14 protein-coding genes are annotated in these 14,066 nt (G+C 71.1%); 7 read left to right on the top strand and 7 right to left on the bottom strand.

Going from position 1 to position 14,066, the window contains the following annotated elements; translation table 11 throughout:
* Window positions 1-33: 33 nt before the first annotated feature.
* Both C1N81_RS23040 and C1N81_RS23035 read right to left on the bottom strand, forming a co-directional pair.
* Window positions 34-783 carry a Pr6Pr family membrane protein gene (locus C1N81_RS23040; protein ID WP_394432018.1) on the bottom strand — a complete coding sequence of 250 codons (750 nt, stop codon included), beginning with the start codon at window positions 781-783 and terminating at the stop codon, window positions 34-36.
* Window positions 784-828: 45 nt separating this feature from the next.
* Window positions 829-1,824, bottom strand: a complete 996-nt coding sequence (locus C1N81_RS23035; RefSeq protein ID WP_394432015.1) for a metallophosphoesterase — start codon at window positions 1,822-1,824, stop codon at window positions 829-831.
* 77 nt (window positions 1,825-1,901) lie between these two features.
* Here C1N81_RS23035 and C1N81_RS23030 point away from each other — a divergent pair, with 77 nt between their 5' ends.
* A complete protein-coding gene (locus C1N81_RS23030) occupies window positions 1,902-2,366 on the top strand; it encodes a GatB/YqeY domain-containing protein (protein WP_394432012.1) in 465 nt (154 codons plus the stop codon).
* A 102-nt stretch (window positions 2,367-2,468) separates the two neighbouring features.
* On the opposite strand, the gene C1N81_RS23025 is transcribed toward C1N81_RS23030, so the two are convergent.
* Complete coding sequence (locus C1N81_RS23025) at window positions 2,469-4,778, bottom strand: transglycosylase domain-containing protein (protein WP_394432010.1); 2,310 nt, start codon at window positions 4,776-4,778, stop codon at window positions 2,469-2,471.
* Window positions 4,779-5,293: 515 nt separating this feature from the next.
* Here C1N81_RS23025 and C1N81_RS23020 point away from each other — a divergent pair.
* Window positions 5,294-5,638, top strand: a complete 345-nt coding sequence (locus tag C1N81_RS23020; RefSeq protein WP_394432008.1) for a WhiB family transcriptional regulator — start codon at window positions 5,294-5,296, stop codon at window positions 5,636-5,638.
* Between the two features lie 31 nt (window positions 5,639-5,669).
* On the opposite strand, the gene C1N81_RS23015 is transcribed toward C1N81_RS23020, so the two are convergent.
* Window positions 5,670-7,016 carry an ArsA family ATPase gene (locus C1N81_RS23015; protein WP_394432006.1) on the bottom strand — a complete coding sequence of 449 codons (1,347 nt, stop codon included), beginning with the start codon at window positions 7,014-7,016 and terminating at the stop codon, window positions 5,670-5,672.
* Window positions 7,013-8,029 carry an ArsA family ATPase gene (locus tag C1N81_RS23010; protein WP_394432004.1) on the bottom strand — a complete coding sequence of 339 codons (1,017 nt, stop codon included), beginning with the start codon at window positions 8,027-8,029 and terminating at the stop codon, window positions 7,013-7,015. Before C1N81_RS23010 ends, C1N81_RS23015 begins: the two co-directional genes overlap by 4 nt.
* 153 nt (window positions 8,030-8,182) lie before the next feature.
* On the opposite strand from C1N81_RS23010, the gene C1N81_RS23005 reads away from it, so the two are divergent.
* The 4 genes from C1N81_RS23005 to C1N81_RS22990 all read left to right on the top strand — a co-directional run bounded on the left by C1N81_RS23005 (window position 8,183) and on the right by C1N81_RS22990 (window position 10,682).
* On the top strand, window positions 8,183-8,347 hold the full coding sequence (locus tag C1N81_RS23005; RefSeq protein WP_107498797.1) for a DUF4177 domain-containing protein: 165 nt from the start codon (window positions 8,183-8,185) through the stop codon (window positions 8,345-8,347).
* The gene (locus C1N81_RS23000; RefSeq protein WP_394432002.1) at window positions 8,344-8,811 is read left to right on the top strand and encodes a RidA family protein; all 468 of its coding nucleotides are present in this window, start codon (window positions 8,344-8,346) and stop codon (window positions 8,809-8,811) included. The genes C1N81_RS23005 and C1N81_RS23000 overlap by 4 nt, the downstream gene beginning before the upstream one ends.
* A 96-nt stretch (window positions 8,812-8,907) precedes the next feature.
* Window positions 8,908-9,837, top strand: a complete 930-nt coding sequence (locus C1N81_RS22995; RefSeq protein ID WP_394432001.1) for an NUDIX hydrolase — start codon at window positions 8,908-8,910, stop codon at window positions 9,835-9,837.
* Entirely contained in the window at window positions 9,837-10,682 is an 846-nt protein-coding gene (locus tag C1N81_RS22990; RefSeq protein ID WP_394431999.1) for an MBL fold metallo-hydrolase, read from the top strand. The genes C1N81_RS22995 and C1N81_RS22990 overlap by 1 nt, the downstream gene beginning before the upstream one ends.
* Before the next feature lie 124 nt (window positions 10,683-10,806).
* On the opposite strand, the gene C1N81_RS22985 is transcribed toward C1N81_RS22990, so the two are convergent.
* Complete coding sequence (locus C1N81_RS22985) at window positions 10,807-11,730, bottom strand: sigma-70 family RNA polymerase sigma factor (RefSeq protein WP_394431997.1); 924 nt, start codon at window positions 11,728-11,730, stop codon at window positions 10,807-10,809.
* Between the two features lie 116 nt (window positions 11,731-11,846).
* Entirely contained in the window at window positions 11,847-12,521 is a 675-nt protein-coding gene (locus C1N81_RS22980; RefSeq protein WP_016642758.1) for a Crp/Fnr family transcriptional regulator, read from the bottom strand.
* A 380-nt stretch (window positions 12,522-12,901) separates the two neighbouring features.
* On the opposite strand from C1N81_RS22980, the gene nth reads away from it, so the two are divergent.
* The gene (gene nth, locus C1N81_RS22975) at window positions 12,902-13,780 is read left to right on the top strand and encodes an endonuclease III (protein WP_394431994.1); all 879 of its coding nucleotides are present in this window, start codon (window positions 12,902-12,904) and stop codon (window positions 13,778-13,780) included.
* Window positions 13,781-14,066: the final 286 nt, after the last annotated feature.

Here is a 14,066-nt window from a genome sequence, read left to right as displayed (position 1 = left end):
CTGGCCCGTTCGGACCGGTCGCGGCGACATCGATTACTTTAGCGGACTGCTGGCCTGAGACGAAATCCGGTTTTCGGGGCCCCGGATCTCGGGCCGGAAACGGTCGGCCGTGACGAGGAGCAGGGCCAGGGCGTAGAAGGCCAGACCGAAGATCACGGCGTTGCCGAGGACACCCGCGTAGCCGTGCCGGTCGACGTCCAGGAACGGGTACGGGTACCGCGCCGGTGTGCCCGGCGTCATGATCGCGCCGCGGATCAGGGCGAAGCAGAAGTAGGCGAGGGGGTAGATCATCCAGGTGCCCGCGTGGCGGAGGCGCAACATGCCGGGGCGGGTCAGCAGGAGCCAGTCGAGGACGGCGCCGATGGGCGTGACCGTGTGCAGCAGCTGGGTCGAGACCTGGCGGGCTCCGGTCATCGCGTGATCCGGGTCGTCCGTCATGGAGAAGCCGCTCGCGTCGTTCGTCAGGATGACGTGGTAGACGAGGCCCGTGATGCAGATGAGGAGCAGCGCGCCGCCCGTGAGGAGGGGCGGGAGAGGCCGGTCCGCCGTCCACGCGCGCACCGCGGACAGCGCCATGACCACCGCGAGCACGATGTTCGACTGCACCGTGAAGTAGCTGAGGAGCCGCAGCACGCTGTCGCTGAGCGTCAGGTCGATGATGATGCCCGCCACCGCCGCCAGCGCGACCAGGGCGCGGAAGGCGGCGGCCACGGGGCGCCGGTGTCGGGGGACCACCGCTTCCGCCGGTACCGAGCGGGCGCTGGAGGCACGAGGGTCGATCATCCACCCACCGTAGGACGCGGCCCGCGAACAGGCGCGGAGAGGGCCTCAGCGGCGTTTCGGCCCCGGCACGAGCGTCAGCAGCGTCACCTCGGGCGGGCAGGCGAACCGGACCGGTGTGTAGCGGTTCGCCCCGCAGCCCGCCGAGACGTGCAGGTAGGACGTGTGGCCCTCCGCCGAGTGGGTGGAGAGGCCCTTCACCCGGTCGGTGTCCAGGTCGCAGTTGGTGACGAGGGCGCCGTAGAAGGGGATGCAGAGCTGGCCGCCGTGGGTGTGGCCGGCCAGGACCAGGGGGTAGCCGTCGGCGGTGAACGCGTCCAGGGCCCGCAGGTACGGGGCGTGGACCACGCCCATGGAGAAGTCGGGGCCCGGGAGCGGGCCGCCCGCCACCTCCGCGTAGCGGTCGCGCTTGATGTGCGGGTCGTCGAGGCCGGTGAGGCCGATCTCGACGCCGGCCACCTTCAGGATGCCCCGCGTGTTCGTGAGGTTCAGCCAGCCCGCCTCGTCGAAGCCGTCGCGCAGGTCCGTCCACGGGTTGTGGATGGCGTGGACGACGGGCGCGTTGCCGTTCAGGCCGTGCCTGCCGCGGGTCTTGTTGACCAAGTAGCGGGCCGGGTTGAGGAGTTTGGGGCCGTAGTAGTCGTTCGAGCCGAAGACGTACGCGCCCGGGAACTCCATCAGCGGGCCGAGCGCGTCCAGGACCTCGGGGACGCCCTCCGTGTCCGACAGATTGTCGCCCGTGTTGATCACGAAGTCGGGGCGGAGTCCGGCCAGCGAACGCAGCCAACGCTGCTTCTTGCGCTGCCCGCTGACCATGTGGATGTCGGAGACCTGCAGGACGCGCAGGGGGCGCATGCCCTGCGGCAGGACGGGGACCGTCACCCGTCGGAGCCGGAAGGAGCGGGCCTCGAACCCCGCCGCGTAGGCGACCCCGGCGGCGCCCACCGCCGCGACCCCGGCCGACACCTTCAGAGACGTCTTCAGCGCCCTTTGCAGAGGGGTCCGAAGAACGGGCTGCACAAGAGCTTCGTTTCGCACGCGCATGTGGCCCATCGTCGCAGACCCGCGGGGCCCCCGAAATCGGCGGGCGCCGCACCCCGCGTACCTGCGACAATCAAGGCATGACCACGCTCAAGTCGAAGCTGCAGGACGACCTCAACACCGCGATCAGGGAGCGAGACGAGCTGCGCTCCTCGACGCTGAGGCTGACCCTCTCCGCGATCACGAACCAGGAGGTCGCGGGCAAGGAGAAGCGGGAGCTCTCCGACGACGAGGTGCAGAAGGTGATCGCCAAGGAGGCGAAGAAGCGCCGCGAGGCCGCCGACGCGTTCGAGAAGGGCGGCCGCGCCGAGTCCGCCGCCCGTGAGCTGGCGGAGGGCGAGATCCTCGCCGTGTACCTGCCGCAGCCGCTCAGCGACGCCGAGCTGGAGCAGATCGTCGCCCAGGCCGTCGAGGAGGCGAAGGCGGCGGGCGCCGAGGGGCCGCGCGCCATGGGCCAGGTCATGAAGATCGCCAACCCGAAGATCGCGGGCCGCGCCGAGGGCGGCCGCGTCGCCGCGACGGTCAAGCGACTGCTCGCGGGCTGACCGCCCCCCACAGCCAGAAGGGGCGCCCCCGACTCGGGGGCGCCCCTTCCACATACTCCGGGTGACTGCCGGACCTTCAGCGGCCCAGTGACTGCCGGAACCTCAGCGGCCCCAGCCGCCCCCGTTCCCGTTCCCGCCGTTCCCGTTGTTCCCGCCGATCAGCCCCGGCGGGATGGAGAAGCCGGGCAGCGGGTCGTTGCCGTCGTCGCCACCGGTGCCGCCGGTGGCACCGCCGCCACCGCCACCGCCGCCGTTCCCGCCGTGGCCGCCGCCGCCGTTACCGCCGGGCTTGTCGTCGCCCTGGTTCCCGTCCCCGCCCTTGTCCTTGTCGTGCTTGGGGATGTCGACCTTGGTGAACTTCGGTGCGGGCCGGTTGGCCAGGGCGCCGGTCATGGCGCTGCGCCAGATCGGGCCCGGGGTGTCGGCGCCGAAGACCTTCTCGTGGTAGCGGCCGCCGATGGTGATGTCGGTCATCTCGACGTTCTGCTGCGGGCTGCCGACCCACACCGCGCCCGCGAGGTTCGGCGTGTACCCGACGAACCAGGCGTTCCTACGGGCGTCGGTCGTACCGGTCTTGCCCGCGTTGTCCCGGCCGTCCTGGAGGCCGGCCTCCTTGCCCGTACCGGAGTCGGTCACGCCGCTGAGCAAGGTGTTGATCTTGTCCGCGGTCTCCGTCGACATGGCGCGCGAGCACTTCGTCTTCGGCACGGCGAGCGACTTGCCGTCGGGGCCCTTGACGGAGTTGATGGCGACCGGCGTGCAGTACGTGCCCTCGTTCGCGAACGCGGCGTACGCGGAGGCGATCGTGAGCGGCGACAGACCCGTCGAACCGAGCGTCATCGACGAAGGAGTCTCGTCGACCTTGGTGCCGTTGCCCTGCACCACGCCCAGCTTGTCGGTCATCTTGACGACGGGGCACATCCCGATGTCGCCGACCATCTGCACGAAGTACGTGTTGATGGACTTCTCCATCGCCTCGTTGAGGCGGTAGGGGCCGACCTCGGTCTCGTTCTCGTTCTCGACCTTGTAGTTGCGGTCGTTGATCCACGGCTTCCCGCTGCACGTCTGCACGCTGCTCGGGTACGGCATGTCGTACGGCGCCGGGTACTCCTGGTCGATCGGCGTGCCCTGCTCCAGGGCGGCCGCCGCGAGGAACGGCTTGAACGTCGAACCCGTCGGGAAGCCGTACCCCGACCCGTTGTAGGCCGCGTTGACCGAGTAGTTGAGGACCGTCTCGTTCTTGTCGTTGTCGGTGCCGTACGGCTTCGACTGGCCCATGCCGAGGATCTTGCCGGTGCCCGGCTCGACGAGCGTGACCGCGGTCGCGACCTTGTCCGTCTTGTAGACGTTGCCCTTTATGGCGGCCTGGACCGACGTCTGCGACTGGGGGTCGAGCGTGGTCCGCACGGTGAGTCCGCCGCGGTCCCAGACCTTGGCGCGGGCCTCCTTCGTCTTCCCGAAGACCGGGTCGCTGAGGAAGATCTCGCGGACGTAGTCGCAGAAGAAGGACGCGCCCTTGACCGCCGTGATGCAGCCGTTCTGCGGCTTGCTGACCTTGAGGCCGAGCGGCGTCTTCTTCGCCTTCTCCGCCTCCTCCGGGGAGATGTCGTGCACCTGCGCCATGCGGTTCAGGACCGTGTTGCGCCGCTTCGTCGCCTCGGTCTCGTCGTTGACCGGGTCGTAGCGGCTCGGCGACTGCACGATGCCGGCGAGGAGCGCCGACTCCTGGAGGTTGAGGTCCTTGGCGTGCTTGGAGAAGTAGCGGCGGGCGGCCGCCTCGACGCCGTACGCCTGCTGCCCGAAGTACGTGATGTTCAGGTAGTTGGCGAGGATCTTCTTCTTGCCCAGCTCCTCCTCGACCTGGATCGCGTACTTGAGCTCCTTGACCTTGCGGCCGAGCGTCTGCTGGGTGGCCTGGGCGACCTTCGTCGGGTCGTTGCCCGCTTCCTCGATGAAGACGTTCTTCACGTACTGCTGCGTGAGGGTGGAGGCGCCCTGGGAGACGCCTCCGTCCCGCGCGTTGGCGTTGATGGCGCGCAGGATGCCCTTCGCGTCGACGGCCCCGTGCTCGTAGAAGCGCGAGTCCTCGATGGCGACGAGCGCCTTCTGCATGAAGGGCGAGATCTTGTCGAGGGCGACCACGGTGCGGTCGCGGGAGTAGACGGTGGCGATCTTGCCGCCCTGGTTGTCCAGGATCGTGGTGCGCTGACTCAGCGGCGGCGTCTTCAAGTTGGCGGGGATCTCGTCGAACCCCTCGACGGATCCCTTCGCGGCCAGACCGAGCGCGCCCGCAGCGGGCAGCGCGATCCCGGCGAGCACGGCTCCTGCGAGCACGCTGACACCGAGGAACTTGGCGGCCTGCTGAGTCGGCGACAGTCCGCCGCCGCTACCGGCCGAGCGCTTCTTTCCCATGCGGGCAGCCTACGTGTCGATTCTCCGGACAGGCGTATATGCCTTGGCCTAAGCTGCACTCAACTGTCACAGCAGTGCGGTCTCGTATCAAGACGTGGGACGAACCCGAATCGTTCCCGGCGCGTTCTTGGTGGCCCTCTGTGGTCCTCCGTGGCTCCCGCGGCGGCCCTCCGCGGCTCGCGAGGCGGTCTCCGATATGGCTCTTGTAGTCATTTCCGAGCCCTCGGCGGGCTTGCCGCCGAGGGCTCGTCGGGTGTCCGGAATCGCCTCGTGTGTCAGTTGCCGTCCCTTGTGGCGCGAATGAACTGCCCGGATTTGCCGGGGTTATTACGCATGTCCTTCGGTCACTCCGTCGGGTGATCTGCCGCTTACGCATAGTCCGTTCGGACCATTCAAGATTGGGCCCGAAGGGGGTGTTGCGCTGTGCCCACCTTCCGTAACGTCCTCAACTGGCGGCGGTGAATATGCCGCTGCCGCCGTGGGGGAGCCTCGATTCGGGAGAGGACGGCGCCGGTATGGGCTGGGTAGTCGACTGGAGTGCGCAGGCGGCCTGCCGCACTACCGATCCGGATGAACTGTTCGTTCAAGGAGCAGCGCAGAACCGGGCCAAGGCGGTGTGCACGGGTTGCCCCGTGCGGACCGAGTGCCTGGCGGACGCGTTGGACAATCGCGTCGAATTCGGCGTGTGGGGCGGCATGACGGAGCGGGAGCGCCGCGCACTGCTGCGCAGGCGTCCGACCGTCACCTCATGGCGCCGGCTCCTGGAGACGGCACGGACGGAGTACGAGCGTGGCGCGGGCCTGCTGCCCGCGGAGTTCGAGGACGACGAGACGTACGAGCGGTACGCGGCCGTCGGGTAGCCGACGGCTCGCACCGGGCGGTACGTACGGCTCACACAGCTCCGGCCGGAGTGTTCCCGGCCGCGAGCCGTTCCCCGATGTCCCTGAGGCCCGCCAGATCGTGTACGTCACCGGGCAGCGCCGCGACCTCGGCCACGGCGACCTCGGGATGCAGCGCGGTGAAGCGGTCACGCGTGCGCTGTTCGCGCGCGACGACCTGCATCCGCTCGGCGTGCAGCCGCAACAGACCGGCGGTCAGCTGAGCGGCGGTCGGCTGCCGGGCGGCGGGGTCCTGCGGGGTGTCCGCTGCGGCGGGGGAGCCGGACGCGGAAGCGGTGCCACTGACGTCGGGGGTGCCACTGGCGGGGGCGGTACGACTGGCGGGGGCGGTACGACGCGCGGAAGTAGTACGACCGTCTTCTTTCCCTCCCGACTGATCCACAATGCGGGCCTCGTCAAGATTTTCCGCGGCGGCCAGGGCGCGTTCGGCAGAGAGCGCGTCGGCCCCGCTGCCGTGCACCCGGTTCAGCACGAGACCGGCCAGCGGCATCCGCTCGGCGGCCAGCCGTTCCACGAAGTACGCGGCCTCGCGCAGCGCGTCCCGCTCGGGCGCGGCGACCACGAGGAACGCGGTGCCGGGCGCCTGGAGGAGCTTGTACGTGGCGTCCGCGCGGGTACGGAAGCCGCCGAACATGGTGTCCATCGCGGCGACGAACGTCTGGACGTCGCGCAGGAGTTGACCGCCGAGCACCTTGCCGAGGGCGCCGGTCATCATCGACATCCCGACGTTCAGGAACTTCATGCCCGCGCGCCCGCCGACCTTCGCGGGCGCCATGAGGACCCGGATCAGCTTGCCGTCGAGGAACGAGCCGAGCCGCTTGGGCGCGTCCAGGAAGTCGAGCGCGGAGCGCGACGGCGGCGTGTCGACCACGATCAGGTCCCACTCGTCACGGGAGCGCAGCTGCCCCAGCTTCTCCATCGCCATGTACTCCTGCGTGCCCGCGAAGCCCGCCGAGAGCGACTGGTAGAAGGGGTTGGAGAGGATGGCGCGCGCCCGCTCCTCGTCCGCGTGCGCCTCGACGATCTCGTCGAAGGTCCGCTTCATGTCGAGCATCATGGCGTGCAGTTCGCCGCCCTCGGCCCCGTCGGCGGGGGAGATGTCCTTCACCCGGCGCGGCGTGTTGTCCAGCGAGTCGATGCCCATGGACTGGGCGAGCCGGCGGGCCGGGTCGATGGTGAGCACGACGACCTTGCGGCCGCGCTCGGCGGCGCGCAGGCCGAGCGCGGCGGCGGTCGTCGTCTTGCCGACGCCGCCGCTGCCGCAGCAGACCACGATGCGGGTGCCGGGGTCGTCGAGCAGCGGGTCGATGTCGAGCGTGCCCTCAGGATCCAGCGTCATCGAAGCGGTCCCCCCATGCCCTTGCCACCCTTCCCCGTGCCCTTGGCGTCCTCGGTGATGCCCTGCCGGCGCAGCTCCTTGGCGAGCTCGTACAGGCCCGCCACGTCCAGGCCCTCGGTGAGCAGCGGCAGTTCGTGCAGCGGCAGCCCGGCCTCGGTGAGCAGGGCGCGCTGGGCGCTCTCCAGCGTGTACCGCTCGGCGTACTCCGCGGCCTGGTCGAGCAGCGGCCCCACGAGCTTGTCGGCGCCGCCGAGCCCGGCCGCCGTCAGTGCCCCGGTGACCTCGGGGCGCATCGACGTGTCGCGGCTCAACGCCAGGGCGGGTTCCCCGAGAAGCGCGGGACGCACCATGTTCACCATGATCCGTCCCACCGGGAGGCTCGCCGCGCGCAGTTCGGCGACCCCGTCGAGGGTCTCCTGCACCGGCATCTCCTCCAGGAGGGTCACCAGATGGACGGCGGTCTCACGGGACTTCAGGACCCGCATGACCGCCTGTGCCTGGTTGTGTATCGGGCCGATCTTGGCGAGCCCGGCGACCTCGTCGTTCACGTTGAGGAAGCGGGTGATGCGGCCCGTCGGGGGCGCGTCCATGATCACGTGGTCGTAGGCGTAACGACCCTGCTTGTCCTTGCGGCGCACCGCCTCGCACGCCTTGCCGGTCAGGAGTACGTCCCTGACGCCCGGGGCGATGGTGGTGGCGAAGTCGATCGCGCCCAGCTTCTTCAGGGCGCGGCCGGCGCCGCCCAGCTTGTAGAACATCTGGAGGTAGTCGAGCAGCGCCAGTTCGGGATCGATGGCGAGCGCGTACACCTCCCCGCCGCCCGGGGCGACGGCGATCTTGCGCTCCTCGTAGGGAAGCGCTTCCGTCTCGAAGAGCTGTGCGATGCCTTGCCTGCCCTCCACCTCCACGAGGAGAGTGCGCTTGCCCTCGGTCGCGAGGGCGAGCGCGAGTGCGGCGGCGACCGTGGTCTTTCCGGTACCGCCCTTGCCGCTGACGACCTGGAGCCTGCTCACGTATTCGAGCCTAACCAGAGAGCGCCGCGATCACGCAGGAGCCCGGAGAACGGCCGACACCGATGCCTCGGGACGGCCGACACGGATGCCTCGGGACGGCCTTGGCCGGAGCGGCGAAGAAGGCGGCCCGCCGCGGCGGATACAGTCGGCCCCATGGCTAAGAAGTGGGAATACGCGACCGTGCCGCTCCTCGTGCACGCGACGAAGCAGATCCTCGACACCTGGGGCGAGGACGGCTGGGAGCTGGTGCAGGTCGTGCCGGGCCCGAACAACCCGGAGCAGCTGGTGGCGTACCTGAAGCGGGAGAAGGCGGCGTGAGCGCCGTCGAGGACAAGCTGGCGTCGCTGGGCCTGACCCTGCCGCCCGTGGTTCCGCCGGTCGCGGCGTACCAGCCGGCCGTGCGGTCCGGGAGCTACGTGTACACGGCGGGGCAGCTGCCCATGGTCGACGGCAAGCTGCCGCTGACCGGCAAGGTCGGCGACGAGGTCACCGCGGACCAGGCCAAGGAGCTGGCCCGCACCTGCGCCCTGAACGCGCTGGCCGCGGTGAAGTCCGTCGCCGGTGATCTGGACCGCATCGCGCGCGTGGTGAAGGTCGTCGGGTTCGTCGCCTCCGCCACCGACTTCACCGGGCAGCCCGGTGTCGTCAACGGCGCCAGCGAGCTGCTCGGCGAGGTCCTCGGCGACAAGGGCGTGCACGCGCGCAGCGCCGTCGGCGTGGCCGTCCTGCCGCTGGACGCGCCGGTCGAGGTCGAGATCCAGGTCGAGCTCACCGAGATGTAGCTCCATCGGCCGTGGCGTGGCTCCATGGATCGGTACGGGGTTCCGGTGGACGGGTGGGCTCTCGAACATCTGCCCTCCACCGGATAGCCTCCGGCCATGGCAAACGGGCAGTGGTACCCCCCTGAGTGGCCGGAACGCATCCGCGCCCTCGCCGCCGGCGCGCTGGTGCCCGCGGAGCCCCGGCGCGCCGCGACCGTGCTGCTCCTGCGGGACGCCGCCGACGGCCCCGACGGTGTCGAGGTGCACATGCTGCGCCGCCGTACGTCCATGGCCTTCGCCGCGGGCGCCTACGCCTACCCCGGCGGCGGCGTCGACCCCCGCGACGACGACCGCCAGGTCCGCTGGGCCGGTCCGTCGCGCCAGGAGTGGGCCGCGCGCCTCGGGGTGCCCGAGAAGGACGCCCAGGCGGTCGTCTGCGCCGCCGTGCGCGAGACCTTCGAGGAGGCGGGCGTGCTGCTCGCCGGGGACACCCCGGACACCGTCGTCGACGACACGACGGGCGCCGACTGGGTCGCCGACCGGCAGGCGCTGATCGCCCGGGACGTGTCCTTCGCCGAGTTCCTGCAGCGCCGCGGGCTCGTGCTCCGCTCCGACCTGCTGGGCGCGTGGGCGCGCTGGATCACCCCCGAGTTCGAGCCGCGCCGCTACGACACCTGGTTCTTCGTCGCCGCGCTGCCCGAGGGCCAGCGCACCAGCGACGACTCCTCGGAGGCCGACCGCACCGTGTGGATCCGCCCGCAGGAGGCCCTCGCGGCGTACGACCGGGCGGAGTTGTCGATGATGCCGCCGACCGTCGCGACACTGCGCACTCTTGTGACGTACGCGCGCGTGGACAGCGCGCTCGCCGGTTCGACGGGGCACGACCTGACGCCCGTACTGGCGCGGGCGCGCATGGAGGGCGACGAGCTGGTGCTGTCCTGGCCCGGGCACGAGGAGTTCACCAAACACATCCCGACCGCGCCCGCCGACTCCGGCACGCCGACCGCACCGTCCAGTGCCACCGCTCCGAGCAGGGGAAACAGCTGATGACCGAAGCCGCCGCCCTGCCCGGGCAGCCGCGCGGCGGGGTGCTCTCCGGCCCCGCCACCGCCCGCGCCGTCAACGTCCTTGCGCCCAACGCCTCCGCAATGACGCTCGACGGCACCAACACCTGGATCGTCGCCGAGCCGGACAGCGACCTCGCCGTCGTCATCGACCCGGGCCCGCTGGACGACGCGCACCTGACACAGGTCATCGACATCGCCGACAAGGCGGGCAAGCGCGTAGCGCTGACGCTGCTCACGCACGGGCACCCCGACCACGCCGAGGGCGCGGGCCGGTTCGCCGAGCTGACCGGCACCAAGGTGCGCGCCCTCGACCCGGCGCTCCGCCTGGGCGACGAAGGGCTCGCCGCCGGGGACGTGGTGACGACGGGCGGCCTGGAGCTGCGCGTCGTCCCGACCCCCGGGCACACCGCTGACTCGCTCTGCTTCCACCTCCCCGCCGACCGGGCCGTCCTGACCGGCGACACCATCCTCGGGCGCGGCACCACCGTGGTCGCCCACCCGGACGGCCGCCTGGGCGACTACCTCGACTCGCTGCGCCGCCTGCGCTCCCTGACCGTCGACGACGGCGTGCACACGGTGCTGCCGGGCCACGGCCCCGTCCTGGAGGACGCGCAGGGCGCGGTCGAGTTCTACCTCGCGCACCGCGCCCACCGCCTCGCCCAGGTCGAGACGGCGGTCGAGAACGGCCATGTGACGTCGTCCGACGTCGTCGCCCATGTCTACGCCGACGTGGACCGCTCCCTGTGGCCGGCCGCCGAGCTGTCCGTCCTGGCCCAGCTGGAGTACCTGCGCGAGCACGGGCTCATCCAGAGCAGCGGCGTCTAGAGCTAGACAGCCCAATCCTGGACAAGCCCTAGACAGACCTGTCCAGGACAAGCCCTGGACAGGTCAGCCCTGCCAGGTGGACCACAGGTCAGTTCTGTCCAGGTCAGCTCTGTCCAGGTCAGCCCTAGAGACCGTCCTCGCGCGGCGCCAAGGGCCAGGTGACGCCCATCGCCGCGAGCCGCCGCGGGTCCGCGATGATGTCGACGCCGCTGACCCTGCCGTCCCGGAACGACAGGACGAGGACCGAGACGACCTGGCCGCGGGGCGCCTGCACGATGCCGACGCCGTCGCCCACGTACGCGGCGGACGCCGTGTCCACCAGCGAGCCGAAGTACGTCGCCTGCCCGGCCACCTCCACCGCGCCCCGCACCAGCTTGGACGCCGTGCCGGGACCCGCGTCGACGCGCAGCAGCACGTCCGGGTCGAGGAGCGCGAGCAGCGCCTCGAAGTCCCCCGCGCGCGTGGCGGCGAGCCAGGCGTCGACGACCTCGCGCTGGCGGGCCAGATCGGTCGCCGCGGGCACGACCGAGCCCTGCACGCGGCGCCGGGCGCGGCTCGCCAGCTGCCGGGTCGCCGCCGGTGTGCGCTCGACAATGGGCGCGAGATCCTCGAAGGGCACCGCGAACATGTCGTGCAGGACGAACGCGAGCCGCTCGGCGGGCGCGAGCGTGTCGAGCACGACGAGCAGCGCCAGGCCGACGGAGTCCGCGAGTTCGGCCTCCTGACCCGGGTCGGCGGGCCGTACGACGACATCGGGGACGTGCGTCTCGGCCGTCCCCGGGTCCAGCGGGTCCTCGCGCCGCGACGCGCGCGTGCGCAGCATGTCCAGGCAGATCCGCCCGACGACCGTGGTCAGCCAGCCGCTCAGGTTGCGCACGTCCGCCGTGTCGGCGCGCTGGAGCCGCAGCCAGCCCTCCTGCACCGCGTCCTCGGCCTCGCTGAGCGAACCGAGCATGCGGTACGCGACGGACCGCAGCCGACCGCGCTCGGCCTCGAACCTGGTCGCCAGGTCGGCCGCGGACGGTGGCTGGAACGGGGGTTGCGTCATGCCGGGTTCCCCTCCGGGATGGTCGAGCGCCGATGCGGCGAGGTGCGGGGCCCGCTACGGAAACGGGTCCCGCCACGATGTCGTGGCGGGACCCGTCTGCGTCAGGGCGCGAAGGCCTAGCGCGAACGCTTGGCCAGGCGCTCCACGTCGAGCAGGATCACGGCGCGCGCCTCCAGGCGCAGCCAGCCGCGGCCCGCGAAGTCGGCGAGCGCCTTGTTCACGGTCTCGCGGGAGGCGCCGACCAGCTGGGCCAGCTCCTCCTGCGTGAGGTCGTGCACGACGTGGATGCCCTCCTCGGACTGCACGCCGAAGCGGCGCGACAGGTCGAGCAGCGCGCGGGCGACACGGCCCGGCACGTCGGAGAAGACCAGGTCGGACATCTGGTCGTTGGTCTTGCGCAGCCGCCGGGCGACGGCGCGCAGCAGGGCGGCGGCCACCTCCGGGCGCGCGTTCAGCCAGGGCTGGAGGTCGCCGTGGCCGAGGCCGAGCAGCTTGACCTCGGTCAGCGCGCTGGCGGTCGCGGTGCGCGGGCCGGGGTCGAACAGCGACAGCTCGCCGATCAGCTCACCCGGGCCGAGCACGGCCAGCATGTTCTCGCGGCCGTCGGGGGATGTGCGGTGGAGCTTCACCTTGCCTTCGGTGACCACGTAGAGGCGGTCGCCGGGGTCGCCCTCGTGAAACAGGGCATCGCCGCGCGCGAGGGTCACCTCACTCATGGAGGCGCGGAGCTCCGCGGCCTGCTCGTCATCGAGCGCCGCGAAGAGCGGGGCGCGCCGCAGAACGTCGTCCACGAGTTTCTCTCCTATGTCGCCTGCACTGTGGGGACGGGTGTTTCCCGCCGCCCATTTTGCCGGACGGTCCAAACAGTGTGATCAGTCACTCAGACACAAGTCTGCCGCACCTGCGTCACAACCCGACGGGGAGGGGGCCAATCGGGGGCCGATCGGTGGGCGTCGGGGCGGATGTCGGTGCCGGGCTCTAGGCTGGCCGAGTATCCAAAAAGCCGGGGACGACGCAGGCGGAAGGGGCTGTAAGGGTGGCAGCCGACCGGGATTCCGCTGTGGGCGAACACGGCGGACGGGGCGGGCGCGCTGCCCGCGCGACCCCGCCCGGCGTCCTGCCCGTACCGTCCGGAACGGTTCCGTCCGTGCAGGGAAAGGCCGCATAGCTCATGCCCGCGAAGAAGCGATCCGCCGCGACGACCAGTGCGAGTTCAGGTACGGGGACGGGGACGGGGACGGGTACGGGCGCGGCCGGGTCCGAGTCGCGCACGGCGCTGGTCCGGCGGGCGCGGAAGATCAACCGGGTCCTCGCGGAGACGTACCCGTACGCGCACCCGGAGCTGGACTTCGAGAACCCATACCAGCTGATCCTCGCCACGGTGATGTCCGCCCAGACGACGGACCTGCGGGTCAACCAGACGACTCCGGCGCTGTTCGCGAAGTACCCGACGCCCGCGGACCTCGCGGCGGCCAACCCCGAGGAGGTCGAGGAGCTGATCCGGCCGACCGGCTTCTTCCGGGCCAAGACGAAGTCGATCATGGGGCTTGCCAAGGCCCTGGAGGAGGACTTCGGCGGCGAGGTGCCCGGCCGGCTCGAAGACCTGGTCAAACTGCCCGGCGTGGGCCGCAAGACAGCCTTCGTCGTGCTCGGCAATGCGTTCGGCCGCCCCGGAATCACCGTGGACACGCACTTCGGCCGACTCGTCCGGCGCTGGAAGTGGACCGAGGAGACCGACCCGGACAAGGTCGAGAAGGCGGTCGGCGAGCTCTTCCCGAAGAGCGACTGGACCATGCTGAGCCACCACGTGATCTTCCACGGCCGCCGCATCTGCCACTCCCGCAAACCGGCCTGCGGCGCCTGCCCGGTCGCCCCGCTCTGCCCGGCGTTCGGCGAGGGCGAGACGGACCCGGAGAAGGCGCGGAAGCTCCTGAAGTACGAGAAGGGCGGCTTCCCGGGCCAGCGCCTCAAGCCCCCGCAGTCCTACCTCGACGCGGGCGGCCGGCCGGCCCCGCCGCTGGGCCGCACTCCGGGTGACACGACCGGGTGACACCCGCGGAAGCCGGAACGAATCGGTGACGGCCAGGCGTTGGGCGAGGGACGATCGGGTACGGGGGCGGCGAGATGAAGCACGTGAGCGAGATCGAGGACGCGAGTGACGTGACCGGCGAGGCGACCGGCTCCGACGGCGCGGACCCGGGAGGCGGTGCCCCGCACGGCGGTGACCTTCACGGCAGTGACCTTCACGGCCGTGTCCCGCATGCTGGCGCTCCGCACGGCGGCGCTTCGTATGGTGGCGCCCCGCACGGCGGCGCTTCGTATGGCGGCGCCCCGCA

The sequence above is a fragment of the Streptomyces sp. SGAir0957 genome, from assembly GCF_043523415.1.
This window is presented reverse-complemented; position numbering and strand designations above follow the sequence as displayed.

Excerpts from the sequence above, each read along its gene's own strand:
- C1N81_RS23040 (WP_394432018.1), bottom strand. The coding sequence starts at position 783 with ATGATCGACCCTCGTGCCTCCAGCGCCCGCTCGGTACCGGCGGAAGCG.
- C1N81_RS23035 (WP_394432015.1), bottom strand. The coding sequence starts at position 1,824 with ATGCGCGTGCGAAACGAAGCTCTTGTGCAGCCCGTTCTTCGGACCCCT.
- C1N81_RS23030 (WP_394432012.1), top strand. The coding sequence starts at position 1,902 with ATGACCACGCTCAAGTCGAAGCTGCAGGACGACCTCAACACCGCGATC.
- C1N81_RS23025 (WP_394432010.1), bottom strand. The coding sequence starts at position 4,778 with ATGGGAAAGAAGCGCTCGGCCGGTAGCGGCGGCGGACTGTCGCCGACT.
- C1N81_RS23020 (WP_394432008.1), top strand. The coding sequence starts at position 5,294 with ATGGGCTGGGTAGTCGACTGGAGTGCGCAGGCGGCCTGCCGCACTACC.
- C1N81_RS23015 (WP_394432006.1), bottom strand. The coding sequence starts at position 7,016 with ATGACGCTGGATCCTGAGGGCACGCTCGACATCGACCCGCTGCTCGAC.
- C1N81_RS23005 (WP_107498797.1), top strand. The coding sequence starts at position 8,183 with ATGGCTAAGAAGTGGGAATACGCGACCGTGCCGCTCCTCGTGCACGCG.
- C1N81_RS22995 (WP_394432001.1), top strand. The coding sequence starts at position 8,908 with ATGGCAAACGGGCAGTGGTACCCCCCTGAGTGGCCGGAACGCATCCGC.
- C1N81_RS22990 (WP_394431999.1), top strand. The coding sequence starts at position 9,837 with ATGACCGAAGCCGCCGCCCTGCCCGGGCAGCCGCGCGGCGGGGTGCTC.
- C1N81_RS22985 (WP_394431997.1), bottom strand. The coding sequence starts at position 11,730 with ATGACGCAACCCCCGTTCCAGCCACCGTCCGCGGCCGACCTGGCGACC.
- nth (WP_394431994.1), top strand. The coding sequence starts at position 12,902 with ATGCCCGCGAAGAAGCGATCCGCCGCGACGACCAGTGCGAGTTCAGGT.